Source organism: Acinetobacter sp. 102 (assembly GCF_037028485.1).
GTDB classification, from domain to species: Bacteria; Pseudomonadota; Gammaproteobacteria; order Pseudomonadales; family Moraxellaceae; genus Acinetobacter; species Acinetobacter higginsii.
The window spans coordinates 36,217-60,773 of sequence record NZ_JAZEZK010000022.1; the positions used below are offsets into that span (position 1 = coordinate 36,217).

The window sequence follows — 24,557 nt, forward strand, 5'->3', positions numbered from 1 at the left end:
GACAATCACATGAGTTTAAGTGATGATGAACAACTCGACCAGTTAAAGTCGTTTGCCAAAAAATATGGTTCTGCAATGATTAGCGGAATTCTCATTGCCTTGATTGCCTTTTTCGGATGGGAATATTGGCAAAAGAAAAACCTTGCTGAAGCCCAGAACCAAACAGCAAAGGTACAGAAATTGATGGATGAAGCGAAAGCGGCATCAGGTCAACCAAATGCCTTTGCCAGCTTATCTGAAGCGGCGGATAAAATTGTGAAAGATGATGCGGATTCAGCACAAGCGATTCAAACACAATTTATCATGGCGAAACTTGCTTATGACAAGCAAGATTATGCTGCTGCTGAAAAAGCCTTGAAGAAAGTTGAAACTTCAAAAGTTAAAGATGCTGGTTTAGTTCAAATTGTTAAATTACGTTTAGCGGATGCGCAATTGGCGCAAAGCAAATACGATGAAGCGTTAAAAACCTTAACGAGCGTGACTGATCCTGCGTTTAAGGCGACTGCTGATGAACTTCGCGGTGATATTTTTGTTGCGAAAAAAGACAATGAATCTGCGCGTAAAGCATATCAAAGTGCATGGGATAACCTACTCGAGCGTAAACAAGAACGTCAGCTTTTACAAATTAAACTCGAAAGTGTTGGCGTTTTAGTAGATGATCCTGAGTTTGAGCGCCCGATCTTAGATACCAAAGTGGATGAGTCTTAATGCAGAATAAACTAAAATTACCTTTGGCAATTGCAATTGCTTCAGCTTTACTCGTTGGTTGTTCAAGCAATAAAGTAAAAGAAGCAAAACCGAATCCATTGCCAAAAATCACGCAAGAACAAAATTTAAACCTTGTGTTTTCACAAAGTGTCTCGTCTACTGATGCTGCGGAAGCTTTACGTTTGCAGTTGGATACAGACAATGGCGTGATTTTTGCGATTGACCCAGATGGTCAGGTTTCTGCATACAAAGGTAAACAGCGTCTTTGGAAAAGTAAAATTACCAAACAAGAACTCACTGCTGGTGTAGAAGCAGGTGAGGGAATTGTGGTGAGCGGTAATCGCAAAGGTCAGTTATTTGCTTTAGACCAAGCCACAGGTGAACAGAAGTGGACCGCAAAATTGTCAGGTGCCATTTTATCTCCGTCTCTGATCCAGTCAGGTCGTGTGATTACGATTGCCAATGATGGTACGGTATTTGCGCATGATGCAGCGACAGGACAACAGGTTTGGGCGTATAAGCTACCGAATGTTCAGTTTAGTTTGCGTGGTCAACCAGCACCTGTTCGCTTAGATGAGCGTACTGTGCTAATTGGTTCTGCCAATGCCTATGTTTATGCTTTGGATATCATCAGTGGTGTACCGCGTTTCCAACGTCGTGTGGCGATCAGTGAAGGTCGTTCTGACATTCAGCGACTAGTGGATGTTGTGGGTGATCCAGTGGTTTCAGGTCAATATTTGGTGACGACGAGCTTCCAAGGTCAAGTGACCGTGACCGATCTTGCAACACAACGTGTGGTGTGGAGCGAAGATGCGAGCAGTACCAATAGCGCTGAAGTTGCGGATGATAAAGTTTTCGTTGCGACCACAGATGGCAAGTTGAATGCATATAACTTGGCAACAGGTGAGCTGGTTTGGCAAAATGAAGAATTGTTGAATCGTAAGCTTAGCAATCCTGTGATGCTAGGACAAAACCTTGTTGTGGGTGATTTGGATGGTGTGATTCATCTGATTAATCCAGCCTCAGGTAAGCTAATTGGTCGTGCAAAAACCAGTGGTGAAGTTCGCTCATTACGTGTGATTGACAATCAGCTTTATGTCGCAACACGAAAAGGTGCATTAACCATTTGGCAGAATCGTTAATTTTGTTTTAGCTTGTGGTAAAATGCTCAATTAGCTATTGCTAATAAAAGAATGATCGGGGTATTTGTTTAAACAAAACCCCGAATTTTTATTGTGATTACTTGATCACCAAAATCTTCCATACTGTTTCTGATACGATGTCATCAACGATGGCTCGTCTGAATTAAGGTTAATCTATGAAACCCGTTATTGCGCTCATTGGTCGTCCAAACGTCGGAAAATCAACGCTATTTAACCAAATCACCAAAAGTCGTGATGCTTTGGTTGCTGACTTCGCTGGTTTAACTCGTGACCGCAAATACGGCGATGCGGTTTATCAAAATAAATCGTTCATTGTTGTCGATACGGGTGGTATTGGTGAGAACGAAGGTGGTATCGACTCTTACATGGCCGAGCAGTCGAAAACTGCGATTCATGAAGCAGACATCATTGTTTTTGTCGTCGATGCGCGTGCTGGTCTCTTGGCGTCAGATGAGCAAATCGCTCGTGAACTTCGTACTTTAGGCAAGAAAGTATATCTGGTTGCCAACAAAGTAGATGGTGTACATGCTGAAACTGCTCTGGTTGAGTTTTATAAGCTTGGTATGGGGGAGCCATTACAAGTTGCGGCGAGCCATGGACGTGGCGTACAACAGATGCTCGAAGATGTCTTGGCTGAGGTTCCAGAAGATGAGAATCCAGAAGAACATGACAAAGCTACAGGTTTACGCTTAGCCATTATTGGTCGTCCTAACGTCGGTAAATCAACCTTGGTTAACCGCCTATTGGGTGAAGATCGTGTCGTTGCATTTGACCAACCGGGTACAACACGTGACTCGATTTATATTCCTTATGAGCGCGATGGTCGTCAATATACTTTGATCGATACAGCAGGTGTACGCCGTAAAGGTAAAGTAGAGGAAATGATTGAGAAATTCTCAATCGTGAAAACCTTACAAGCGATTAAAGATGCGCATGTGATTGTGGTGGTACTAGATGCCCGTGAAGGGGTGGTCGAACAAGATTTACATTTGATTGGTTATGCGCTTGAAGCTGGCCGTGCCATGGTGATTGCGATCAACAAATGGGACAACATGACCGAGTATGATCGCAAGCAATGTAAGTTGGATGTAGACCGTCGTTTTGACTTTATTCCTTGGGCCAAAGTTCATTTAATTTCGGCATTGCATGGCACTGGCGTAGGTGAAATGTACCCAACCATCCATCGTGCTTATGACTCATCACATTTAAAAGTTTCTCCTGCGAAACTGACTCAGATTTTGAATGATGCGACTGAAGCGCACCAACCGCCGATGATTGGTGGTAAACGTATTAAAATGCGTTATGCCCATATGGGTGGACAGAACCCACCAACCATCGTGATTCATGGTAACAAGGTAGACAAAACACCTGCGGATTATCGTCGTTATCTTGAGAATGTGTTCCGTAAAGTTTATAAACTGGAAGGAACGCCGGTTCGTGTAGATTTCAAAACATCGGATAACCCATTTGAGGGGCGTAAATCTCAAGTCGATGAGCGTGTAGCGGCACGTAAACGTCGTTACGTTCAGAAGTTCAAGAAAGCGGAAAAGAAATTCAAACGTTAAGCTGGTCTTGATGATAAAAGCCCAAAGTTTGCTTTGGGCTTTTTTGCTGCTATTCTTTTATTAGTTAATATAAACAATGCATATTTTTGTTTAGTTTGGCTTGGCTTTGGGTTTTATTTAAAATAAATAATATAAGTTGTTGAAATGTAATAAGAATTATTTTTTGTTAAATTTCGCACCAGTGCTATAATGCCACCGCAAAATTTCTACAAATTGATTATTTTTTAAACCATATTGGATTGTGCATTGCATGTTGAAACTCCATATAACGCAGCCTCAGTTGATTGATGCACAGCAAAACTATGCTGCGTTGGACGCTATTCCAGCCATGCAGCGTCGCCGTCTATCTGCATTGGCAAAAATGGCATTAAGCAGTGCTTTGACAAGCTTAAATGGTCAACATGTTGATTATATTGTATGGGTTTCCCGATTTGGGGATGAACAAAAAACCTTGGATATTCTCCAAGACGTATTACAACAACAAACACCATCACCAACACAATTTTCAACCTCAGTTCATAATGCAATTGCAGGCTTGTATTCGATTCTATGTCAGGATGCGACGCCCTCGACAAGTTTAAGCTGTGAATGGACGGAAGCATTGATTGAGGCTTATGCAATTTTAAAGTCAACAACTACCGCACAACGTGTGTTAGTGGTGGCATATGATCAAGCTTTACCGAGTGTTTATGCTGATACGGTTGAGTTCCCCGCATTTGCTTTGGCGACCGTTGTGAGTTTAGAAAATCCCAATCTGGAAGTTTTACAGCTCAGTGGCTCGGAATCATTAGAAAGTTTAGCTTTTTACCAGTTTTGGCAGGCTGCAGAAGTAGGTCAATCTGTGTTGAGATGGAAAAAATGTTAAAGCTGAATCAGATTAAACAGAAAGCCAATTATGCTTGGCGTGTTGCAGCAACAGGTTTCAGCTTTGCCAGTTTTGGTGCCGGTGGGGTTGGGATTGCAACCATTGTGGCACCCTTGGTTCATTTAAGCAGCCGCAATCCAGTTGTACGTCAGCAACGTGCACAGCAAGTCATTCATTACAGCTTTAAGGGCTTTACTGAAATGATGGTCAAACTTGGCGTCATGACCTATTCAGTCGAGGGGCTGGAAAAACTGCAACATAGCCGCCAAGAGTTGGTAATTGCCAATCATCCGACCTTGATTGATGTGGTGGTGATGATTGGATTGATGCAGCAGGCCAATTGTGTGGTGAAGCAATCGCTTTGGTCAAATCCGTTTACTCGTGGTCCAGTACGTAGTGCGGGTTATATTTTAAATGCGGGTTCGCAGCAGTTTATTGAAGACTGTGTGCTTCGATTAAAACAGCAAGGTGCAGCTTCATTACTGATTTTTCCTGAAGGAACGCGAACCGAAAAAGGCGAATGTCTGAATGAGTTCCAACGCGGCGCTGCAAATATTGCGATTCGTGCCAATGTGCCGGTACGTCCAGTTTTGATTAGATGTACACCCTCGACCTTAACCAAAAATGAAAAATGGTATCATGTGCCCGCACAGCCTTTTCATATCGAGATTAAGGTACTGGATGCAATTGAAGTCCAAGATATCTTGGCAGATTCAGACGTATCACCGAAACAGGTGCGTCAGTTGAATCAAGGTTTTTATCAAATTTTTAATAATGAGTTATCGAAAAATGAGCAATCTTGCTGATGAATTAAAGCAAATGATTATTGATGTTCTCGCGCTTGAGGATATTGGCATCAGTGATATTGAAACTGAAGCACCATTGTTTGGTGAGGGTTTGGGCTTAGACTCAATTGATGCGCTCGAGTTGGGCTTGGCATTGAAAAAACGCTATAACATTCATTTGAATGCAGAATCAGATGAAACCAAACAACATTTTAAATCAGTTCAAAGTTTAGTGGCTTTGGTTGAAGCTCAGCAAGCAGGTTAAGGAGTAGATCAATGTTAACTCAAGAACAGGTGCTGGCAAAGTTAAGAGAGTGGATGCAGGATTTATTCGAAATTGAACCTGATGATATCCAACTTGATTCCAATTTATATGAAGATCTCGATGTAGACAGTATTGATGCTGTCGATCTGGTGGTTAAAATTAAAGAACTGACTGGTAAACAAGTCAAGCCTGAAGATTTTAAAGCAGTCAGAACCGTACAAGATGTTGTTGCTGTCATTCAGAACATGACCGCTGAATGAGACATCTCATTAGAGGGGGATTGATCACTTTTTTTGTGTTGTACCCCTTTATTGTTGGATGGAGCCTGTCGCATGGACAGTTCATCTGGGTCAGTATTTTACTGATCGTTTTGGGTGTGAGTCGCTTGCTGAGCGCCAAAAGAGATTTGATGTTACCACTGACTGGTTTAGCCATTATTTGTGGTGGATTGAGCCTGATTTTAAAAGATCATGCTTGGCTCAAGCTTTATCCTGTGGGTATGAGTCTTGGTGCGTTGATCATTTTTGCACTGACACTGTATCGACCACCGTCCATGATTGAGCGTTTTGCGCGTCTGGTTGAGCCTGATCTGCCAGCCTCTGGTGTAGTATGGACACGGAAAGTCACTGTGGTTTGGTGCTTCTTCTTTGCAATAAATGCCATGATTGCACTGGCAACGGTATTTGCACCCATGAAATATTGGATCATTTATAACGGCTTTGTGTCTTACCTATTGATGGGAATCTTATTTCTCGGTGAGTACATCTTGCGAAAAAAACATCAACGTTTAAATCAAACGGCCCCTTAAAATATTATGCCTATTTCTTTTTATAATGATGCTGATTCAGCGAATGCGTTGTGTATTAGCTCTGAATTAAAAACAATTTCTTATGCCGATTTTTGGCAAGACGTCGCTGAACAAGCCGCCGCAATCAGGGGATTGAGCCAAGAGACTTGGGCATTGTGGGAACAAGATAGTTACCAGTTTTTGCTATTATTTTTTGCAGGCTTATTGGCCAATAAAAAAATCATTTTACCTCCCAATCGTGTTCGAGATTTAGAACAACAATTGGCCCAGCAACAGATTTACTTTCTGAGCCGTCAACCTGTTGCTGCGACTGTGAATGTAGACGAAAGCTTTTCGCAACTGATTCGTATACAAGATGATGATTTTTTAAATCAGGCTGAGATCATATTCTTTACCTCAGGTTCAACTGGTGAACCGAAAAAGATTGAACGTACTTTGAAGCAACTGCTCAATGAAGTGATTGGCTTAGCCAGTAGTTTTCAGTTCAAGCAGAAAAGCGTTGCTATTGCAACAGTCAGTCACCAGCATATTTATGGATTACTGTTCAAACTGCTTTTACCACTCGCAACAGGACGCCATTTTTTTAATCCGCAATTGGCTTTTCCTGAAGATGTCATTCAGGCTCAACAGCGTTTAGCCCAACAAGGGTGGAGCAACTATCTGATTTCCAGTCCTGCTTTATTGAAACGCTGGGCGCAGGATCTGGTCTTGCAGCAGTGTGAACTAGTGTTCAGTTCGGGTGGCAAATTAGATGCAGGTGTCCGACCACATTTGAATGTTCCGATTGTTGAAGTACTCGGGAGCTCAGAAACCGGAGGCATTGCACATCGTCAATATGATGATGCGGCATGGACAGCTTTTAATAATGTTGAGATTCAGATTGCTGCAAACACCCAACTCATGGTGCAAAGTAACCATGCGGGCGAGTCTGGCTGGATCATCACAGGTGATGCTGCAGAGTGGATTAAGATTGACAATAAGCAATTCAAACTTTTAGGTCGCTTGGACCGTATTATCAAGTTGGAAGAAAAGCGCTTGAGTCTGGATGCGATTGAACACAGTTTGAATACTTTGCTGGAAGTAGAGCAAAGCCACACACTCTTACTTGAACATCAGCATCGTCAAATTCTGGCAGCGATTGTGGTGCTCAGTGTCGAGGCTCAACAGCAATTAATGACGATAGGTAAAGCCGTTTTTGTCAAACAGTTGAAGCAGCAGTTACAGTTTCAGCTGGAAAGCATTGCCATTCCGCGACAGTGGCGTTTTTTGAGCCAGATTCCGCAAAATACCCAGTCAAAACGCGATAAAAATTATTTAAAAGCATTATTTAGCCCGATGTTACAGCCTGTCGTGTTATCTCAATGGCAACAACAGGATGAGCAATATTTCAGCCTTGAATTTCCTGCTGAACTGGAATGTTTTAAGGGGCATTTTCCAACCCAACCGATTTATCCAGGTGTGGGACAAATTGGCTTTATTCAGCAGTTTGCCAAGAATAGTTGGTCTGATTTACAGTGGTGTCAGGGGTTTGAGCAATTGAAGTTTCAAAACCTGATTCGTCCTTATGCGGTGGTGCAATTAAAATTAAGTCGTAAATTACATAAAATCAGCTTTGAAATCACCTCAGAGCAACAGGTCTTGGCTTCAGGGCGCTTATTGTTTGCGCTTGAACAGGTTTAGGAGTCCGCTGATGTTGAACTATGGCATTGTTATTCCTGTGTATAATCATCCGCACTATCTTGCTGATCTTGTTGAGTATCTGGAACAATTTCAATGTCCGATTATTCTCATCAATGATGGCAGTGATGCCGAATGTACGGCGATTCTGCATCAACTGGCACAACAGCATCCATTGGTTGATCTAGTGGAACATCAGACCAACCAAGGCAAGGGGCAAGCGGTCATGACTGGGCTGCAACATGCTTTCCAGTTAGGAATGACACATGCACTGCAACTAGATGCGGATGGTCAGCATTGCTGGGAAGATGTGCCGAAATTTATCGAACAGTCGCAGCAACATCCCCAAGCGATGGTGATTGGACAGCCGATCTTTGATGATTCAGTGCCGAAAAAGCGTCTGTATGGACGTTATGTCACGCATTTCTGGGTCTGGTTAAACAGCTTGTCTTTCGAAATTAAAGACAGTATGTGCGGTTTCCGGGTCTATCCCTTGGCGAAAACGATAGCTGTACTCAATGCTGCTCAATTCCAACCTCGAATGGGTTTTGATAGTGAAATTTTGGTCCGCTTAAAATGGGAAGATACCCCTTTTGTGAATGTGCCTACACGGGTAATTTATCCTGAACATGGTGTGTCACATTTTAATGTGTGGCGTGATAATCTAGGCTTAAGTCAGGCACATGCTCGATTATTTGCAGGGATGCTGCTGCGCTTTCCAAAACTGATTTGGCATAAGTTTAAGGCGGACTGATGACGATACCGCAAACTTCGCAGGATACATGGCATCAAATTAAGGAACGAGGCGGACTGTTGCCGCTGATGCTGATGCTTGGATTTTATCGCTGTGGCGGACGTTGGTTATGCCGTGTGGTACTGTATTTTATTATTATGTGGTATTGGCTGTTTGCGGTAACAGCTCGACAGGCTTCTTTACAATATTTACAGCGTTTGCATCAATTTGCAGGGTCTCAGTCACCGTTTACAGCAATGCCGAACTGGATGAATAGCTATACGCATTTCATGCAGTTTGGTGAGTGTATTCTGGATAAAATTGAGGGCTGGTTAGGGCATATTCCTGAGCAAAAACTGCAATTGTTTGGGCATCAGCACTTCCAGCAACACTACCAAAAAGGCGCGATTATTGTGGTGTCGCACTTTGGCAATATTGAGCTACTGCGGGCGCTAAAGTCAGAGCACCCACAAAAAATTAATGTACTGGTGTATCAAAAGCATGCCTCACAATTTAATCAGTTTTTAAAAAAAATTAATGATAAGGCTGATGTCAATTTAATTGCAGTAGATGAACTTGGCATTGAAACAGCGATGCTGTTACAGGAAAAGATGGAGCAGGGGGAGTGGGTGATCGTGGCGGCGGATCGGATTCCTGTGCAGTCGGATCGAGTGCAAAGCATCCAGTTTTTGGGACATGAGGCTGCATTACCACAAGGGGCATGGATTTTGGCCAATTTACTCAAAGTTCCGGTGCTAGCCGTATTTTGTTATCGCGTCCAGCAGAAGTTTCAGGTGCATATTCATGCGATTGCCAAGCAAGTGGATTTACCGCGTAAAACCCGATTAAGCAGCATGCAGCAGATCACCCAATCCTATGTCGCCGTATTAGAACAACATTGCTTACGGGCACCGTATCAATGGTTTAATTTTTATCAGTTTTGGACAAAATAACGTGAATGCAAGTCAAAGTGAAGCAATGCTCAAGCCGGTTCTGATTGTCGGCGAGCAGCCACTCAGTATTGAAGATGTGGTGGCGGTTGCTCGACAACAGCGTCAAGTGGCTTTACCGACAGCAACAGCTTGGCGTGAATTGATTCAGCGCGGTGCAGATTTTCTGGATCAGTTGTTGCTGGATGAAGGCGTGATCTACGGCGTTACCACAGGCTATGGGGATTCATGTCTGGTTGAAATTCCGATGCATCAAGTCAATGAATTGCCTTTGCATCTGTCTCGTTTTCATGGCTGCGGTCTCGGTGAAAATCTGGATTTGATCACTGCCCGTGCGGTAGTGGTGACTCGTCTTTGTTCACTTGCACGAGGTTATTCGGGGGTGTCTTTGGCCTTGCTGGAGCGTCTGGTCTGGATGCTGAATGAAAACATTATTCCAGTGATTCCATCGGAAGGCTCTGTCGGGGCAAGTGGTGATCTGACGCCTCTGTCCTATATTGCAGGTGCTTTGGTTGGTGAGCGTGATGTCTATGCACAAGGCAAGATTGTGCCGATTGCACAAGTCTATGCAGAGCAAGGCTTGGACGCCTTGGTGTTACGCCCTAAAGAAGGCTTGGCACTGATGAATGGTACCGCGGTGATGACGGCGATTGCCTGCTTAAACTATAAAAAAGCAGAGCAGGTGGCATTGGCCAGTACCTTGATTACCGCTTTGAATGTGTTGGCCTTAGAAGGTAATCCAAGTCATTTTGATGAAGTCTTATTTGCCCAAAAACCGCATCAAGGTCAGCAACATATTGCCCAGCAATTACGTGAATGGCTAAACAGTGAAGTGCAGACAGCACACCAAAGTCCACGTTTACAAGATCGTTATTCTTTACGCTGTGCGCCGCATATTATTGGTGTGTTTGAAGATTCAAAAACATGGTTGCGTCAATTTATCGAAAATGAATTAAATTCCAGCAATGATAATCCGCTGATTGATCCTGTGAATTTACGGGTGCTGCATGGCGGGCATTTCTATGGCGGGCATATTGCGCAAGCTATGGACAGTTTGAAGATTATGATCGCCAATATTGCCGACTTGATGGACCGACAAATTGCACAGCTGGTCGACCATAAAATGAATCATGGCTTAGCACGCAATTTAACGGGTGCCAGTGCCGAGCGCCTGCCTTTGAATCATGGTTTTAAAGCGGTACAAATTGGGGTTTCGGCTTGGACCGCTGAAGCCTTGAAGCATACCTTGGCCGCGTCTATTTTCTCACGCTCGACCGAATGCCATAACCAAGACAAAGTCAGTATGGGGACCATTGCCGCCCGAGATGCGACTCGGGTCATTACCTTGACGCAGCAGGTTTTGGCGGCCTTATGCTGTGCCAGTGTACAGGCCGTGCATTTGAAAGGTGTTGAATCTCAACTAAGCCCGCCTTTAAAAGCTTTTGTTGAGTGGACCTTACAAAGTTTTGCACTACTGCAAGAAGATCGTCCTTTACAAACTGAACTACAACAGATTATTGATCGTTTCGACAACTTTGAATTGTTCAATCAATTCCAACAACAGGTCTAGGAGCGACAGATGCAGGCAGATGTAATCATTGAAATCCCGTTTCATGATGTGGATACCATGAATGTGGTCTGGCATGGGCATTATTTAAAGTATTTCGAAATTGCACGTTGTAAGTTATTGGAACAGTTTAATTATAACTATAACCAGATGAGAGCATCGGGCTATGCGTGGCCTGTGATTGAAAGCCATGTGCGTTATGTGCAGGGGATTGAGTTTGAACAGAAAATTAAAGTTCGTGCGATTTTAAAAGAATGGGAAAACCGTTTAAAAATTGAATATCTGATTCTTGATGCGAACACTGGACGACGTTTAACCAAAGGCTATACCACGCAAGTGGCTGTGAATATGGAGACCCGAGAAATGTGTTTCCAGTCACCGCAAATTTTATTGGATTGTTTAAATGCATGGGATGCGTTTAAGGAGCACCCGCATGGTTAATTCTGGTTTTTTGAATCTCAATCGCCTTGTTGCATTGATGCAACAGCGTGCTTGCTGGTTATTACTCAGTGTTGTTAGTGTATTGTTTAGTTTGAGTGTTTCCGTATCGGCACATGCGGATCAGGTCTCGACAATTTTTAATCAGCTTGCTAAAAGTGAACTCATTCGCGCCGATTTTGAACAGCAAAAAAAGTTGGCAAGTTTAAACAAGACTTTTGTTTCCAATGGCACACTGACCTTTGCGAAATCAAATGGTATACTTTGGCAAATTAAACGACCTGTGCAAGCAGGTTTGATCGTAACCCAAAAGAAACTCATCCAGAAAACACAACGAACCTATAGCCAGATCCAGATTGACCAATCGCCTTATAGTTCGGTTGCGACCTTATTTTTGCAACTGATGTCGGGTGATGATAAAGCCTTGGCGAAGAATTTTAATGTGTTATCCGCCAATTACAGCCCGACAGGATGGAATATCGCGTTAACACCTAAATCAGCGCTATTTAAAAAGTTGTTCCTGAGAATTGATGCGCAAGGACAACAGTATGTGAATAAGATTGTGATTCAAGAACAGGCCAATAATAGCACCACGATTTTATTCCGTAATCAAACCACTCAACCGAATCAACTGACGGCTGCTGAAGATGCGCTTTTCCAATTGGCAAAATAAATTTACTGCCATCTGGTTAGTTCTTTTAACCATTGTTGGACTTGCGCTGGCAGTGGCATGGGTCAAAAAAGAGATCCATATCCAGACCAATATTTTTGCTTTGCTGCCTGAAACGCAAAAAAATCCTGAGCTTGCTAAAACACAGCAATATATGAGTGATCAGCTCAATGAAAAAGTCTTTGTTGTTTTAGAAAGTCAGGATCAACAGGCCTTAGCGCAAGCCACTCAGTTGTTTCAACAGAAGTTACTACACAGTGACCTGTGGCAACCGCTTCGACCACAGTTGGATTTAGCACAGTTTTCCAAACAGCTATATCAACATCGGGCAGGTTTGCTGAATCAACAAGACCGACAGTTTTTGCAACAGCAGGATTATGAGGCACTGACCGAACAAAGCCTGATGCAGTTAATGAGTGTCGGGATGCCGATTACCGCGACCTCACTACAGCAAGACCCTTTATTGCTGTTTCCACGCTATATGTTGAGTGTGGCCAATCAGCTTTCAAGCAATGTTGAGCTGGAAGATGGTTTTGCAACCATTCATGATGAGCAAAAGACCTCACGCTTATTGGTTCTGCAATTAAAACAGAGTCCTTATAACATTGATTATCAGGAACAGGTCAGCGCTTGGATTGAACAGTTGCAGCCTGAGCTGAATAAATTGCAGGTTCAATCGCATTGGACGGGGACCATTTTATTTTCTAATTATGGAACCCAGTCGGCCAAGCAGGAAATCTCAACCATTGGCCTCGGTTCGACCTTGGGCTTAATCCTGTTGGTCTGGTTTGGCTTCCGTTCATTCCGACCGCTCATTACTGAATTTATCGCAGTGTCGACGGGGAGCTTATTGGCATTTGCGGTGACACATCTGGTGTTTGGTGAAATCCATCTGATGACCTTGGTTTTTGGCGCCAGCCTGATTGGGGTGTGTGTCGATTTCTCTTTCTATTTTATGGCAATGCAATCGCAGCATCGTAAACTGGATGGATTTAGGATTCTTAGACCGTTGCTGCCAAGCTTATTTATGGGCTTAATGACCACGGTTGTGGCCTATATTTTTCTGAGCTTTACGCCGTTTCCTGCCTTTAGGCAAATTGCGGTATTTTCAATTGTCGGTTTGGTCGCTGCTTGGATCACCAGTGTATTGCTCCTACCGCGCTTAGCTCCGCTGAATGCACAAGCTGCAATTCGACGCTTAGCTTGGATTGGAATGGCCAGACAATGGTTTCAGCAACATCAAAAACTACGCTATGGCTTTATTTTGAGTATCTTGCTGATTGGAGGAGGCAGCCTATTTGCTCTGCAATCCAATGATGATATTCGAAACTTGCAAAGTATGGATGCCAAGCTGAAACAGGAAGATCAATATATTCGTTCCTTGTTTGCCCAGCAGCAAAGCAGTGATTATTTTGTTGTGCGTGCACACTCCAGTGCTGAGCTTGAGCAGCATGAAGCACAATTGATTGATCAATTGCAGCAATTGCAAACTCAGGGGCAGATTGACGGTTTTCAAGCTTTGGGACAATGGATTCCGCCTTTGGCCCAGCAGCAACAAAATGTGCAACTACTTCAGCAGATTCCTGCAACCGCATTGAAAAAGTATGCGGAAAGCATGGGTTTAAATTTTGCGGATCTACTGCAATGGCAACAACAATTGCAGCAGCAACCTTTACTCACAGCACAGGTGTTTCAACAACATCCCTTGGCATTTTTACAGCTCAGTCCTACCGAGCGTCTGGTTATGGTTCGTGGGGTGAAGCAGGCGCAGCGATTAAAGCAATTGGAATCCGCACAGATTGATTTCCAACAACCCGTCAGCACACTGTCTAGTGCGTTTGCACAGCATCGTCAGCAAGCGCAGCATTTATTGATCTATGCCTTATTGGGATTGGCGCTGGGTTTGGGCTTGGTCTATGGCAGGCGTTCGATTATGCCGCTGGTTTTGCCTGTGACTTTGGCGCTGATCAGTACCTTTGCGGTACAGGCATGGTTGGGTGTGGAAATTAACTTGTTCAGTATTATGGGAACCTTCTTGATCATTGGGATTGGTGTGGATTATGCGATTTTCTATCGGCATGGACATGACCATCCACAGGTGGTTGGCATGGCGCTGTTTTTGTGTATGATGTCGACCTTATTGGGCTTTGGACTCTTATCATTGAGTCATACTTATGCGATTCATTGCTTCGGTCTAACCGTTTTATTGGGTGTGATCTTTTCATTTGTTTATGCAACTTTGCTTACACCAGCTGATCAGCACCATATTGTGAATTTAGAAGAGCATTAAAAATTTTAATTTTTTGGGGGCAATGATGATACAAACAGCCGATGTGGTAATTATTGGTGCTGGACCTTCTGGCAGTTCAGCCGCAGCCTTGCTTCGTCAAAAAGGTTATGCGGTCACGGTGATTGAAAAACAATATTTTCCACGCTTTTCAATTGGTGAATCTTTATTACCGCAGTGCATGGTGTTTTTGGAAGAAGCGGGCTTATTAGAAACCGTACGGGAACATGTTCAATCCCGCGCATTCCAGTTTAAAAATGGCGCGGCATTTTTGTGTGGTGAAAAACGTAGCCATTATGATTTTACTGAAAAATTCAGTGCGGGGCCTGGCACCACTTGGCAAGTTCGCCGAGCTGATTTCGATCACTTACTGGCTCAACAAGCGCAGCAATACGGCGCAGATATTCGTTTTGGACATGAAGTTGTTGCGATCGATGTTGAGGTGGAACACCCAGTTTTAACCGTGCTAGATGAGGCACAGCAGCGCTATCAGATTCAAGCCAAGTTTTTATTGGATGCCAGTGGTTTTGGCCGTATCTTACCGAAGTTTCTAGATTTAGAAAGCCCATCCAATTTCCCAGTGCGTCGTGCCTTGTTTACCCATATTGAAGATGGGGTTGGCGATCGTGCTGATTTTGACCGTGACAAAATTTTAATTACCGTACATGAAAAAGACCGTCGTGCTTGGTATTGGCTGATTCCTTTTGCCGATGGTCGTGCTTCCTTTGGTGTGGTGGCAGAGCAGGATTTCTTTGATCATTATCAGGTTGAAGATGCCGCTCAGAATGAACCAGATTTGTTATTGAAACGGATTCTAGCTGATGATGCTGCGTTATCTGAGGTCTTAGCACAGGCGAAATTTGATACGCCTGTACGTACCTTGGTTGGTTATTCGGCAAACGTCAAACATTTGGCTGGTCGGAATTATGCCTTGCTCGGCAATGCAGGAGAGTTTCTCGACCCTGTATTTTCATCGGGAGTGACCATTGCATTAAAATCTTCCAGTCTGGCAATTCCTTTAGTTGATCGAGTGTTGCAAGGTGAACAGGTGGATTGGATGCAGGAGTACGAATTACCGCTGCGTAAAGGGATTAAAGTGTTTCGTGCTTATGTCGAGTCTTGGTACGAAGGCGAGTTTCAGGATGTGGTATTCGCAAGTAATCAAAATGACAACATTCGTCGGATGGTTTCATCATTACTGGCTGGTTATGCATGGGATGATCAAAATCCGATTCATAAAAATGCCAAACGCCGTTTAAGCACCTTGGCCGAGTACTGCCGTGAAGGCGTCGCGCAAGAGAAAGCCTTAGAGGTTTAATATGCAACGGATCTGGATCAACATATTATGCTGTAGCATGTTGCTGTTGAGTGGCTGTCAACTGACGCCCCATGCACAGGGACTAAAAAGCAGTCATTGGCCAGCACAGCAATATCAACGACAAGATCAAGTTGAAGTGCAGTGGAAGGATAAAAGCTTTAGCTTCTTACTGTATCAACAGCAGCAAGGTCAGCAACTCAGTCTGCTTGCTTTGGGTTTAACCGGACAGCCTTTGTTCCAATTACAGTTTGATGGGCAGCAGGTCAAAGTACAGCAACGCATTGATCAGATGCGTTTACTGCCTTTTGAGTTTGTGGTTCGAGATCTGTTATTTGCGACCTATCCTCATTTTGCTCAGTTAGGACAACAGTCTGTTCAGGTACAACAATCTGCAACGCAACAGCAAGTTTTTATTGCTGAAAAGGCTGTACTAGCAATTCAAACTCAAGACAATAGCATTGAGCTTGATAATCTACAGGTACCGTATCGCATGACCTTGAGCCCGATTGAAAATACCTTGAATGGTGATCAATCTGAGCAAGGAGTGCAGCCATGAGTCAATCTTTATCTCAGTTGCAAGCAGTCGGTATTCCCCTCAGTGTCGGGTTATCCGCATTAGGTCAGGATATTCAGCACATCCGTGAAGGTTTAGCGACTCCTGACAATACCCTGACACGGGAAGCAGGTTTTTTAGCGGATCGCGCTGTTTGGGTTGGACGCTATGCAGAGGCATTGATTGAGACTGTGCCTGAATCGCTAAGTCGATTTGACTCGCGGAATCTGCGCTTTGCTTTGACTGCGCTGCAAAAAATTGAGACAGAACTTCAACAGCAGATTGCCAGCATTGATCCAACTCGTTTAAGTATTGTAATGGGTACCTCGACTTCGGGAATATCCGACAGTGAGCTGTTACTGAAACAGTATTTTGATGGGAATGCTGCCATTGAAATTATGCATCAACCGCAAGAAATGGGTTGTCTGGCAAAAGCTCTGCAACATTATCTAGACTGGCAGGGCGCTGCTTATACCATTTCGACAGCCTGTTCTTCCAGCGCCAAAGCCTTTGCCGCAGGGCAACGTTTAATTCAGGCGGACTTAGCTGATGCCGTATTGGTCGGTGGGGTGGATACCTTATGCCAACTGACCTTAAATGGTTTTAACAGTTTGGAAAGTTTATCGGCAGATATTTGCCAACCCTGCGGTATCAATCGTGATGGTATTAATATTGGCGAAGCCGCGGCTTTATTTTTACTGACCAAAGCCTCCGCACCGATCATGTTATATGGTGTGGGTGAATCGATGGATGCATGGCATATTTCTGCGCCGCATCCTGAAGGTCTAGGTGCAGCGACCGCGATGCAGCGCGCCTTGGACAGTGCAGCGATAACAGCGCAAGAGGTGGGGTATATCAATTTGCATGGAACTGCCACACCGCAAAATGATGCGATGGAAATCAAGGCTGTTCGACAAGTCTTTCAAGGCTTGAATGTGCCCTTAAGTAGCACCAAGCATAAAACTGGACATTGTTTGGGAGCGGCGGGTGCGATAGAAGCTTTTATCTGTACTCAACTGTTAAAAGATCAAAGCGGCTTGCCTTTGCATCAACAGGTTGAGATTGATCCTGAGTTGGCGGATCAAAACTATGTCACAGATGCTCGGCAGACCGAGAATATTCGTTATGTGTTGAGTAATTCTTTTGCCTTTGGTGGCAGCAATATCAGCTTGTTATTTGGGGTGCAGCACTAAATGAAATTAGATGCGATTGAATATATTCCACATCAACAACCTATGGTCTTTATTGATCATTTGCTCGAAGTCAAAGACGGTTATGCGATTGCCGAATTGACCATTCGTCCTGAATTAATGTTCTGCGAGGCAGTGGGTTTACCTACATGGGCAAGTATTGAAATTATGGCGCAAACCATTAGTGCCTATTCAGGTTGGATGGGGCAACAATTACAGCAAGCACCAAAAGTGGGGTTTTTGTTGGGAACACGCAAGCTGCAGTTACCCTTTGCGTATTTTGCGCTTGGACAGACCTTAAGAATTCGGGTCGAGCAGCAATATCTGCATGAAGGCCTGGGGCAGTTTTCTTGCGAGATTGATGGTGCTGAGCAGGTGATCAGTGCCTTACTCAGTGTTTATGAACCGACTGATCAATCGACATTGGCATTATAGTTTTAGGAACAACAATGAGTAGAAGAATATTGGTCACGGGTTCAAGCCGTGGCATTGGTAAAGCAATCGCATTACAATTGGCTCAGGCGGGTTTTGACGTGACCATTCACGCCCGTTCACGTGAGGCTGAGGCAGCTCAGGTGGTTGAGCAGATTCAAAAGCTTGGGCAAAACAGCCATTATTTATTATTTGATGTGAATGAACGTGAGTATGTCAAAAGTTTATTAGAGCAAGATGTTGAACAGCATGGCGCTTTCTATGGCGTGGTACTGAATGCAGGTCTCACCCATGACGGTGCTTTCCCTGCATTGACAGATCAGGATTGGGATGAGGTCATTTCGACCTCTTTAGACGGTTTTTATAATGTGCTTAAACCCTTGATCATGCCGATGATTCACCTACGCAAAGGTGGGCGAGTCGTGACGCTTTCTTCGGTCTCAGGCATTATGGGTAATCGTGGACAGGTGAATTATAGTGCAGCAAAAGCAGGCTTGATTGGGGCAACCAAGGCATTGGCTTTGGAGTTGGCCAAGCGCAAAATCACGGTGAACTGTGTGGCACCTGGCCTGATTGAAACGGAAATGGTCACCGATGAAGTCAAAGAGCATGCATTAAAAATGATTCCAATGCAGCGCATGGGGCAGGTGGATGAAGTGGCGGCTGTGGTGAAATTTCTCTGTTCTGATGAAGCCTCTTATATTACCCGTCAGGTGATTTCGGTCAATGGAGGACTGATTTGATGAAGCGTGTTGTGGTTACAGGCATGGCAGGAATTACCTCGCTGGGTGAAAATGCGGATGACATCTTTGCCCAATTTCATGCGGGTAAAAGCGGTATTTGCTATATGTCCGAGTGGGAGCAATATCCAGATTTAAGAACCAAGCTTGCAGGCCCAGTGACAGGTTTTCAAGTCGCCAAGCATTTTAATCGCAAAGTGACACGAGGCATGGGGCGTGTCGCATTAATGTCAGTTATCAGTGCTGAGAATGCCTTGCAAGATGCAGGCTTAATCGGTCATGAGATATTAAATAGCGGTGAAGCCGGCGTGGCCTTTGGCTCATCTGCTGGCAGTGTGGATGCGGTGCGCGAGTTTGGCAATATGCTGATTGATCAAGACATGAGTAAGATCAATGCCACCACCTATATCCGCATGATGTCACATACCAGTGCTGTGAACATGACCGTTTATTTCGGTCTGAAAGGGCTCACCTTGCCAACCTCGAGTGCATGCACCTCAGGTTCAATGGCGATTGGTCAGGCCTATGAAGCGATTAAATACGGTAAACAAACCCTGATGTTGGCCGGTGGGGCGGAAGAGCTGAGTGCCGCAGGTGCCGCCGTTTTTGATGTTTTATTGGCGACCAGTGGGATGAATGATCATCCTGAAAAATCACCACGACCGTTTGATACACGACGAGACGGCTTGGTGATTGGCGAGGGCGCTGGTTGTTTGATTCTCGAAGAATATGAACATGCCAAGCAGCGCGGCGCCACCATTTACGCGGAGATCATTGGCTATGCGAGCAATACCGATGGGCAGCATGTGACCAAGCCTGATAGTGAGCGGATGGGGCAATGCATGCAAATGGCATTGAAAGATGCCCAACTGGATGCCAGCCAGATTGATTATGTCAATGCGCATGGCACTTCAACCGATCAAGGTGATATTGCTGAAAGCCTAGCTACGGCAAGAATTTTAGGGCGTAAACCGATTAGCTCATTAAAAAGCTATTTTGGGCATACCTTGGGGGCGTGTGGGGCAATTGAAGCTTGGTTGGGTATAGAAATGATGCAGCGAGGACAATTGATTCCAACGTTGAATCTGGATGAAATTGATCCACAATGTGGTGATTTAGATTATATTACCCAGCAAGTGAGAGCGAGTGAGATCAATATCATGATGAGCAATAACTTCGCTTTTGGTGGGATTAACACCTCACTGATTTTTAAACGAACAACATAACAAGCAAGGGGCATCATAATGTCAATCAAACAATTATTCTTAGCAACTGTATTAACGACTGGTTTTGCTTCATCTGTTCAAGCTGCGGATACCGTGCATAATCTGGATTTTAAAGCGGCGGTAGACCGTGCAGTTGCTGATGGAACGCTAGATGGAACAGTAAAGTTTTATCTTAAAGGTACTAAATCAGGTGGAAAAGTATTAGAACAAGATATCGTCACCAATCAGAAAACCAATGGTTTTGGTAAGTCAGCTGAAAAGTCATGTGATTGGGTGCTTCGTTCGGCATTAATCCAGTTAGACAAAGCAGCAAAAGCGCGTGGTGCCAATGCAGTGACCAATATCGTGAGTTATTTTAAAAAGAATGAATCACAAAATTCGACCACTTATCAATGCTATAAAGGTATGGCAGTGGCGAGCGTTGCACTGAAAGGCGATATTGTGAAGTTTTAAGTGATTTGATCAGGTTAAGCCAATGACGCTACGTGAAATTGAAATCCATGTTCAGGCATTGGCACAACTGGTTGAAAAGCCCAAAACCGATTTTGCTGATTTAAGCAGCTTTAACCATTATAAAAAACAGCAGATCAGGGACTATCGTAATCATCTGTTGGCGCAACGACTGCAAAGTGATGTTGCTGCGCTCAGTTTTTCCAAACATGAACATGGTAAGCCCTTTCTAAGTTCGCATGCATTACATTTTAACCATACCCATAGCCAGCAATATTATGCCTTGGCGATGAGTGAACGGGTCAAAGATCTTGGGATTGATGTCGAAGAATTGGATCGTAAAGTGCGTTTTGATGCCTTGGCAAAACATGCTTTTCATACCGAAGAATACCAAACTTGGCTGCAGCAAGATCAGGACCCAGAGTATTGGCTGCGGGTCTGGACCACAAAAGAGGCGGTATTGAAAGCGTCAGGCCTTGGTATTCGTTTAGACCTGAATAGTTTGAATACGCAGGTGCATCCATTCAATCATGGGGGTATGTGTTCTCACCCCTTAATCGGTCACTTTGCCTATCAACATTTTATTCTCAATCAGAAGATGGTACTGACCGTGGCATGGCGGGCAGAGCCATCGTGTCGTGGTTTCCAGTTTCCACGCATTCAGATCATTCAGCATTAGAGAACAACCACCATCAATACAGTCATTGATGGTTTTGAGGAAGATTCAAGTTTTGTTGATGACGGATACTTTTTGCTTTTATAACGACACTTTCCCGAGAGAGGCTATAGTAAAAACTGCTGCCAAGAATCACCCCAATAAACCAGTTGAAGGGTGCCAAAAACTGAAAACTCGGAATAAGAACCAACAGCAGGCCGATACTGACTGCTGCCACTAAGCTCATCACCGCTTTTTTATTGATGCCTTTTTGATAGTAATAGGCTGCAGAGGGTTGATCGCTGAATAAGTCATCGACCCGTACTTTTTGTTTGTTAATCAGATAAAAGTCAGCAAGTAGAATACCAAACAGTGGACCGATAAAAGCCGCTAAAGTATCAAGGGTATAGTGAATCAGTTCTGGGGAATTAAATAAATTCCATGGGGTGATAAAGATGGAACCGATCGCTGCAATCATGCCTGCTCTGCGAAAATTAAGAAAACGAGGCGCGAGATTAGAGAAGTCAAAACCTGCCGAAACAAAATTCGCCACAATATTAATGCCAATGGTCGCGGTTAATACCGTCAATAAACCGAGCACCACCACCAATCCGTTATCGATCATGGCAACCGTTTCGAGTGGATCATGTACCATTTTTCCAAAAACACTAAAGGTACCTGAAACAATCATCACCACAATGATGGCAAAGAAAATAAAGTTAAACGGCAGTCCCCAAAAGTTCCCTTTTTTAACCTGTTGCATATCTTTGCCATAACGGGAGAAATCACCAAAGTTGAGTAAGGGACCAGAGAAATAAGACACCACCAATGCAATGGCCACAATAGTTTGCATGATCTGCTGATTGACGCTGAGCTGTTTATCACTGAGATTAAAGGAAATATTATGCCAACCCGCTTTCCACACCAACCATAATGCCAGCGCTAACATCACCACATAGACCATTGGACCTGCCCAATCGATGAAGACCTTGATGGTGTCCATGCCTTTCCAGAAAACCAATGCTTGTATCGCCCAAATAAAACCAAAACAGATCCAGCCAATCGTACTTAGACCTGCAAACTCTGTCAGTGTAAGCGGGTGTAAGGCTGGATAGAACTTAAGTAGAATCATCATCAGGGCATTGGATGCCAACCAGGTTTGAATGCCGTACCATGAAACTGCAATCAGGCCGCGAATTAAGGCAGGAATATAGGCCCCATAAATCCCGAAGGCTTGGCGAGAGATGACGGCATAGGGAACCCCTGAAATTTGACTGGGTTTTGCGACCAAGTTCGCCGCAACTTGGACGATCACGATACCAATGAGTAAGGCAAGCAGAACTTGCCAACTGGCAAGACCGAGTGAAAATAAGCTCGCTGCGACCACATAGCCACCCATACTATGCACATCGGACATCCAAAAGGAAAAGATGTTATACCACGTCCAATTTTGTTGCGCAGGGATGAGGTCTTCATTGGAGAGTTTAGGACTATAGTTCGGGTTATCGCTCATGACGGGTCTTCAAGATAAACAACTGTTCAGACCAGTTATGCAGAAATTAAGCCAACTTCTTTTTATTGGTTTAAATTTGTTATTAATTTATTGATTATATTTGTTTAAATATTTAATTTTAGATTTTAACTGTTCAGACCAGTTGGATTGAAATATGATCAATCTTATTTTTTGAATTAAAAATGTGCAGAAATGAGAAACGCGACTCGAATTCAGATCATTAATCCAAATACCTGTGTCGAAATGACCGCATCGATTGCTGAGGCTGCAAGTCGGGTGGCCGCGGCAGATACCGAAATTATAGCCCAGTCTCCAAAGAATGGTGTTCCTTCAATTGAAGGACATTATGATGAGGCAATGTCTGCCATTGGAGTGCTGGAGTTAATTCAACAAGGGAAAGCACAACAGGTCGATGGGCATATTATCGCCTGCTTTGGTGATCCAGCCTTGCATGCGGCTAGAGAATTGGCTCAGGCGCCTGTGATTGGTATTGCCGAAGCAGCATTTCATATGGCCAGTTTGGTGGCAACAAAATTTTCGATTGTGACTACCTTAGCCCGAACCAAAATTATTGCTGAACATTTATTGCATCAATATGGATTTGAACGAAAATGCGCACAGATTCGATGCATAGATCTACCTGTATTGGCATTGGAACATGATAAGCAAGCGGCATATGAAAAATTATTAGAGAGTTGCCAGCAAGCTAAAATACATGATGGGATTGGTGCAATTGTATTGGGCTGTGGCGGCATGGCCGAGATGGCAGATCAGGTCAGTCTAGAGCTTGGCATTCCGATTATTGATGGGGTTCGGGCTGCGGTAAAACTGATTGAAGGTTTACACGGTTTAGGCATTCAAACCAGTAAGTGGGGAGATTATGATTATCCCTTAATAAAAGGATAATTCAGTGCAACTGTATGTGAAAATATGGATGATAAACGTCTGTTTAAGTTTGGATTTGCTTTGATACCCATACAAAAATGCCAGCATTTCGCTGGCATTTTTAGTTTCAAGAAGAACAGATTTAAGGAATCTGATCTTCTTCAAATTCAGGTTTAACTTGAACAATAAAGTCCTGACGATTCAGACCACGCCATAAAGCGTATGCTGTACCGATATAGATCGATGAGTAGGTACCAACAAAGATACCGACAAACATTGCCATAGAGAACCAGTGTAAGCCATCACCGCCTAAGAACATCATGGCAAGGACCACGAGTAATAAGGTCATCGAGGTGTGAATGGTACGACGTAAGGTTTCTGTCAGCGCAATATCTACGATTTCACGAGGGCTTGCACCACGAATTTTGCGGAAGTTTTCACGGATACGGTCCGATACAACGATGTTATCGTTGAGTGAGAAACCGATTACCGCAAGTACAGCCGCAAGTACGGTTAAGTCGAATGGCCATTGGAACAGCGCGAAGGCACCAAAAATGATGATAATGTCATGGAATAATGACATTACAGCGCCGACTGCCATTTTAAACTCAAAGCGAACGGTGACGTAGATCAACATTAAGATCAATGCCAGCGCAACCGCACCCGCAGAGCGGACATAGAGTTCATTACCCACTGCACCACCGACAGAGTCCACTTTGTGAACTTCTACGGTGTTGTTCGGTAATTGAACCGCTTTGGTGATGCTATTGCTCAGGTCTTCAACATTCAGGTCTTCTTGTACTGGCATACGTACGATGAGGTCAGTACTACTGCCTAAAGTTTGTACCACAGCATCTTTAAAGCCTGCACGATCAAGTGCTTGAACCACTTGAGCAGGTTGAACTCCTTGCTTGTAGTTTAATTCAGCCGAGATACCACCAGTAAAGTCCAAACCAAGATTGAGACCTTTCGTTACGATAAAGAAGATACTGGCAATGGTAATCAGAATCGAGAAGATAGCCGCAGGTTTGGCAATCTTCATGAATGGGATGATTTTTAGATCATCTGGGCGACCGTATTGCTTTGAGTCTTGTTGAGTCAGATCAGTCATGTG

Annotated in this window: 26 protein-coding genes; 24 read left to right on the top strand and 2 right to left on the bottom strand. The window is 43.9% G+C overall.

The genetic code is table 11. The annotated features are described in order from the left end of the window. Nucleotides 1–9: 9 nt before the first annotated feature. From WA352_RS18275 to WA352_RS18385, 23 genes are all read left to right on the top strand, one after another. Complete coding sequence (locus WA352_RS18275; RefSeq protein ID WP_004802650.1) at nucleotides 10–708, top strand: YfgM family protein; 699 nt, start codon at nucleotides 10–12, stop codon at nucleotides 706–708. Next, nucleotides 708–1,850 carry an outer membrane protein assembly factor BamB gene (gene bamB / locus WA352_RS18280; protein ID WP_004802651.1) on the top strand — a complete coding sequence of 381 codons (1,143 nt, stop codon included), beginning with the start codon at nucleotides 708–710 and terminating at the stop codon, nucleotides 1,848–1,850. Before WA352_RS18275 ends, bamB begins: the two co-directional genes overlap by 1 nt. A gap of 176 nt (nucleotides 1,851–2,026) precedes the next feature. Continuing rightward, nucleotides 2,027–3,436 (top strand): ribosome biogenesis GTPase Der, encoded by a 1,410-nt coding sequence (gene der / locus WA352_RS18285; RefSeq protein ID WP_336143554.1) that lies wholly within the window; start codon nucleotides 2,027–2,029, stop codon nucleotides 3,434–3,436. Nucleotides 3,437–3,686: 250 nt separating this feature from the next. Next, nucleotides 3,687–4,301 (top strand): beta-ketoacyl synthase chain length factor, encoded by a 615-nt coding sequence (locus WA352_RS18290; protein ID WP_005206342.1) that lies wholly within the window; start codon nucleotides 3,687–3,689, stop codon nucleotides 4,299–4,301. Further along, nucleotides 4,286–5,107: a lysophospholipid acyltransferase family protein gene (locus WA352_RS18295; protein ID WP_085942831.1), complete on the top strand. Its 822-nt coding sequence runs from the start codon at nucleotides 4,286–4,288 to the stop codon at nucleotides 5,105–5,107. Before WA352_RS18290 ends, WA352_RS18295 begins: the two co-directional genes overlap by 16 nt. Beyond that, a complete protein-coding gene (locus WA352_RS18300) occupies nucleotides 5,091–5,351 on the top strand; it encodes a phosphopantetheine-binding protein (RefSeq protein WP_005206340.1) in 261 nt (86 codons plus the stop codon). The genes WA352_RS18295 and WA352_RS18300 overlap by 17 nt, the downstream gene beginning before the upstream one ends. A gap of 11 nt (nucleotides 5,352–5,362) precedes the next feature. Further along, nucleotides 5,363–5,611 (top strand): acyl carrier protein, encoded by a 249-nt coding sequence (locus tag WA352_RS18305; protein WP_004802664.1) that lies wholly within the window; start codon nucleotides 5,363–5,365, stop codon nucleotides 5,609–5,611. Then, the gene (locus WA352_RS18310) at nucleotides 5,608–6,159 is read left to right on the top strand and encodes a septation protein IspZ (protein WP_033134451.1); all 552 of its coding nucleotides are present in this window, start codon (nucleotides 5,608–5,610) and stop codon (nucleotides 6,157–6,159) included. The genes WA352_RS18305 and WA352_RS18310 overlap by 4 nt, the downstream gene beginning before the upstream one ends. A 6-nt stretch (nucleotides 6,160–6,165) precedes the next feature. Further along, entirely contained in the window at nucleotides 6,166–7,839 is a 1,674-nt protein-coding gene (locus tag WA352_RS18315) for an AMP-binding protein (RefSeq protein WP_033134452.1), read from the top strand. 10 nt (nucleotides 7,840–7,849) lie between these two features. Further along, a complete protein-coding gene (locus WA352_RS18320) occupies nucleotides 7,850–8,590 on the top strand; it encodes a glycosyltransferase family 2 protein (RefSeq protein ID WP_005206337.1) in 741 nt (246 codons plus the stop codon). After that, nucleotides 8,590–9,522 (top strand): LpxL/LpxP family acyltransferase, encoded by a 933-nt coding sequence (locus tag WA352_RS18325; protein WP_033134453.1) that lies wholly within the window; start codon nucleotides 8,590–8,592, stop codon nucleotides 9,520–9,522. Before WA352_RS18320 ends, WA352_RS18325 begins: the two co-directional genes overlap by 1 nt. A gap of 25 nt (nucleotides 9,523–9,547) precedes the next feature. Next, nucleotides 9,548–11,089 carry an HAL/PAL/TAL family ammonia-lyase gene (locus WA352_RS18330; RefSeq protein ID WP_033134466.1) on the top strand — a complete coding sequence of 514 codons (1,542 nt, stop codon included), beginning with the start codon at nucleotides 9,548–9,550 and terminating at the stop codon, nucleotides 11,087–11,089. A 9-nt stretch (nucleotides 11,090–11,098) separates the two neighbouring features. Further along, nucleotides 11,099–11,527 (top strand): acyl-CoA thioesterase, encoded by a 429-nt coding sequence (locus tag WA352_RS18335; protein ID WP_004802675.1) that lies wholly within the window; start codon nucleotides 11,099–11,101, stop codon nucleotides 11,525–11,527. Beyond that, nucleotides 11,520–12,197: a LolA family protein gene (locus WA352_RS18340; protein ID WP_033134454.1), complete on the top strand. Its 678-nt coding sequence runs from the start codon at nucleotides 11,520–11,522 to the stop codon at nucleotides 12,195–12,197. The genes WA352_RS18335 and WA352_RS18340 overlap by 8 nt, the downstream gene beginning before the upstream one ends. Beyond that, a complete protein-coding gene (locus tag WA352_RS18345) occupies nucleotides 12,172–14,484 on the top strand; it encodes an MMPL family transporter (RefSeq protein WP_004802678.1) in 2,313 nt (770 codons plus the stop codon). The genes WA352_RS18340 and WA352_RS18345 overlap by 26 nt, the downstream gene beginning before the upstream one ends. Before the next feature lie 25 nt (nucleotides 14,485–14,509). After that, on the top strand, nucleotides 14,510–15,799 hold the full coding sequence (locus WA352_RS18350; protein WP_033134455.1) for an NAD(P)/FAD-dependent oxidoreductase: 1,290 nt from the start codon (nucleotides 14,510–14,512) through the stop codon (nucleotides 15,797–15,799). 1 nt (nucleotide 15,800) lies between these two features. After that, nucleotides 15,801–16,355 (top strand): DUF3261 domain-containing protein, encoded by a 555-nt coding sequence (locus tag WA352_RS18355; RefSeq protein WP_033134456.1) that lies wholly within the window; start codon nucleotides 15,801–15,803, stop codon nucleotides 16,353–16,355. Beyond that, nucleotides 16,352–17,545: a beta-ketoacyl-[acyl-carrier-protein] synthase family protein gene (locus WA352_RS18360; protein WP_033134457.1), complete on the top strand. Its 1,194-nt coding sequence runs from the start codon at nucleotides 16,352–16,354 to the stop codon at nucleotides 17,543–17,545. Before WA352_RS18355 ends, WA352_RS18360 begins: the two co-directional genes overlap by 4 nt. Next, the gene (locus tag WA352_RS18365) at nucleotides 17,546–17,977 is read left to right on the top strand and encodes an ApeP family dehydratase (RefSeq protein WP_033134458.1); all 432 of its coding nucleotides are present in this window, start codon (nucleotides 17,546–17,548) and stop codon (nucleotides 17,975–17,977) included. A 14-nt stretch (nucleotides 17,978–17,991) separates the two neighbouring features. Further along, nucleotides 17,992–18,717, top strand: coding sequence for a 3-ketoacyl-ACP reductase FabG2 (locus WA352_RS18370; protein ID WP_033134459.1), 726 nt, complete (start codon nucleotides 17,992–17,994; stop codon nucleotides 18,715–18,717). Further along, nucleotides 18,717–19,940, top strand: a complete 1,224-nt coding sequence (locus WA352_RS18375; protein ID WP_033134460.1) for a beta-ketoacyl-ACP synthase — start codon at nucleotides 18,717–18,719, stop codon at nucleotides 19,938–19,940. Before WA352_RS18370 ends, WA352_RS18375 begins: the two co-directional genes overlap by 1 nt. A gap of 18 nt (nucleotides 19,941–19,958) precedes the next feature. Beyond that, nucleotides 19,959–20,393 (top strand): hypothetical protein, encoded by a 435-nt coding sequence (locus WA352_RS18380; RefSeq protein ID WP_033134461.1) that lies wholly within the window; start codon nucleotides 19,959–19,961, stop codon nucleotides 20,391–20,393. Between the two features lie 22 nt (nucleotides 20,394–20,415). Continuing rightward, a complete protein-coding gene (locus tag WA352_RS18385) occupies nucleotides 20,416–21,069 on the top strand; it encodes a 4'-phosphopantetheinyl transferase family protein (protein WP_033134462.1) in 654 nt (217 codons plus the stop codon). 22 nt (nucleotides 21,070–21,091) lie between these two features. On the opposite strand, the gene WA352_RS18390 is transcribed toward WA352_RS18385, so the two are convergent. Next, nucleotides 21,092–22,558 carry an NCS1 family nucleobase:cation symporter-1 gene (locus WA352_RS18390; RefSeq protein ID WP_033134463.1) on the bottom strand — a complete coding sequence of 489 codons (1,467 nt, stop codon included), beginning with the start codon at nucleotides 22,556–22,558 and terminating at the stop codon, nucleotides 21,092–21,094. Nucleotides 22,559–22,750: 192 nt separating this feature from the next. Between WA352_RS18390 and WA352_RS18395 the strand changes: the two genes are divergently transcribed. Then, nucleotides 22,751–23,464 (top strand): aspartate/glutamate racemase family protein, encoded by a 714-nt coding sequence (locus WA352_RS18395; RefSeq protein ID WP_033134464.1) that lies wholly within the window; start codon nucleotides 22,751–22,753, stop codon nucleotides 23,462–23,464. A 121-nt stretch (nucleotides 23,465–23,585) separates the two neighbouring features. On the opposite strand, the gene secF is transcribed toward WA352_RS18395, so the two are convergent. Beyond that, complete coding sequence (gene secF, locus WA352_RS18400) at nucleotides 23,586–24,554, bottom strand: protein translocase subunit SecF (protein ID WP_005322364.1); 969 nt, start codon at nucleotides 24,552–24,554, stop codon at nucleotides 23,586–23,588. Nucleotides 24,555–24,557: the final 3 nt, after the last annotated feature.

What these genes read in the sequence shown, in the direction of transcription:
- WA352_RS18275 (WP_004802650.1), top strand. Translation starts at nt 10, where the DNA reads ATGAGTTTAAGTGATGATGAACAACTCGACCAGTTAAAGTCGTTTGCC.
- bamB (WP_004802651.1), top strand. Translation starts at nt 708, where the DNA reads ATGCAGAATAAACTAAAATTACCTTTGGCAATTGCAATTGCTTCAGCT.
- der (WP_336143554.1), top strand. Translation starts at nt 2,027, where the DNA reads ATGAAACCCGTTATTGCGCTCATTGGTCGTCCAAACGTCGGAAAATCA.
- WA352_RS18290 (WP_005206342.1), top strand. Translation starts at nt 3,687, where the DNA reads ATGTTGAAACTCCATATAACGCAGCCTCAGTTGATTGATGCACAGCAA.
- WA352_RS18295 (WP_085942831.1), top strand. Translation starts at nt 4,286, where the DNA reads ATGGAAAAAATGTTAAAGCTGAATCAGATTAAACAGAAAGCCAATTAT.
- WA352_RS18300 (WP_005206340.1), top strand. Translation starts at nt 5,091, where the DNA reads ATGAGCAATCTTGCTGATGAATTAAAGCAAATGATTATTGATGTTCTC.
- WA352_RS18305 (WP_004802664.1), top strand. Translation starts at nt 5,363, where the DNA reads ATGTTAACTCAAGAACAGGTGCTGGCAAAGTTAAGAGAGTGGATGCAG.
- WA352_RS18310 (WP_033134451.1), top strand. Translation starts at nt 5,608, where the DNA reads ATGAGACATCTCATTAGAGGGGGATTGATCACTTTTTTTGTGTTGTAC.
- WA352_RS18315 (WP_033134452.1), top strand. Translation starts at nt 6,166, where the DNA reads ATGCCTATTTCTTTTTATAATGATGCTGATTCAGCGAATGCGTTGTGT.
- WA352_RS18320 (WP_005206337.1), top strand. Translation starts at nt 7,850, where the DNA reads ATGTTGAACTATGGCATTGTTATTCCTGTGTATAATCATCCGCACTAT.
- WA352_RS18325 (WP_033134453.1), top strand. Translation starts at nt 8,590, where the DNA reads ATGACGATACCGCAAACTTCGCAGGATACATGGCATCAAATTAAGGAA.
- WA352_RS18330 (WP_033134466.1), top strand. Translation starts at nt 9,548, where the DNA reads ATGCTCAAGCCGGTTCTGATTGTCGGCGAGCAGCCACTCAGTATTGAA.
- WA352_RS18335 (WP_004802675.1), top strand. Translation starts at nt 11,099, where the DNA reads ATGCAGGCAGATGTAATCATTGAAATCCCGTTTCATGATGTGGATACC.
- WA352_RS18340 (WP_033134454.1), top strand. Translation starts at nt 11,520, where the DNA reads ATGGTTAATTCTGGTTTTTTGAATCTCAATCGCCTTGTTGCATTGATG.
- WA352_RS18345 (WP_004802678.1), top strand. Translation starts at nt 12,172, where the DNA reads ATGCGCTTTTCCAATTGGCAAAATAAATTTACTGCCATCTGGTTAGTT.
- WA352_RS18350 (WP_033134455.1), top strand. Translation starts at nt 14,510, where the DNA reads ATGATACAAACAGCCGATGTGGTAATTATTGGTGCTGGACCTTCTGGC.
- WA352_RS18355 (WP_033134456.1), top strand. Translation starts at nt 15,801, where the DNA reads ATGCAACGGATCTGGATCAACATATTATGCTGTAGCATGTTGCTGTTG.
- WA352_RS18360 (WP_033134457.1), top strand. Translation starts at nt 16,352, where the DNA reads ATGAGTCAATCTTTATCTCAGTTGCAAGCAGTCGGTATTCCCCTCAGT.
- WA352_RS18365 (WP_033134458.1), top strand. Translation starts at nt 17,546, where the DNA reads ATGAAATTAGATGCGATTGAATATATTCCACATCAACAACCTATGGTC.
- WA352_RS18370 (WP_033134459.1), top strand. Translation starts at nt 17,992, where the DNA reads ATGAGTAGAAGAATATTGGTCACGGGTTCAAGCCGTGGCATTGGTAAA.
- WA352_RS18375 (WP_033134460.1), top strand. Translation starts at nt 18,717, where the DNA reads ATGAAGCGTGTTGTGGTTACAGGCATGGCAGGAATTACCTCGCTGGGT.
- WA352_RS18380 (WP_033134461.1), top strand. Translation starts at nt 19,959, where the DNA reads ATGTCAATCAAACAATTATTCTTAGCAACTGTATTAACGACTGGTTTT.
- WA352_RS18385 (WP_033134462.1), top strand. Translation starts at nt 20,416, where the DNA reads ATGACGCTACGTGAAATTGAAATCCATGTTCAGGCATTGGCACAACTG.
- WA352_RS18390 (WP_033134463.1), bottom strand. Translation starts at nt 22,558, where the DNA reads ATGAGCGATAACCCGAACTATAGTCCTAAACTCTCCAATGAAGACCTC.
- WA352_RS18395 (WP_033134464.1), top strand. Translation starts at nt 22,751, where the DNA reads ATGAGAAACGCGACTCGAATTCAGATCATTAATCCAAATACCTGTGTC.
- secF (WP_005322364.1), bottom strand. Translation starts at nt 24,554, where the DNA reads ATGACTGATCTGACTCAACAAGACTCAAAGCAATACGGTCGCCCAGAT.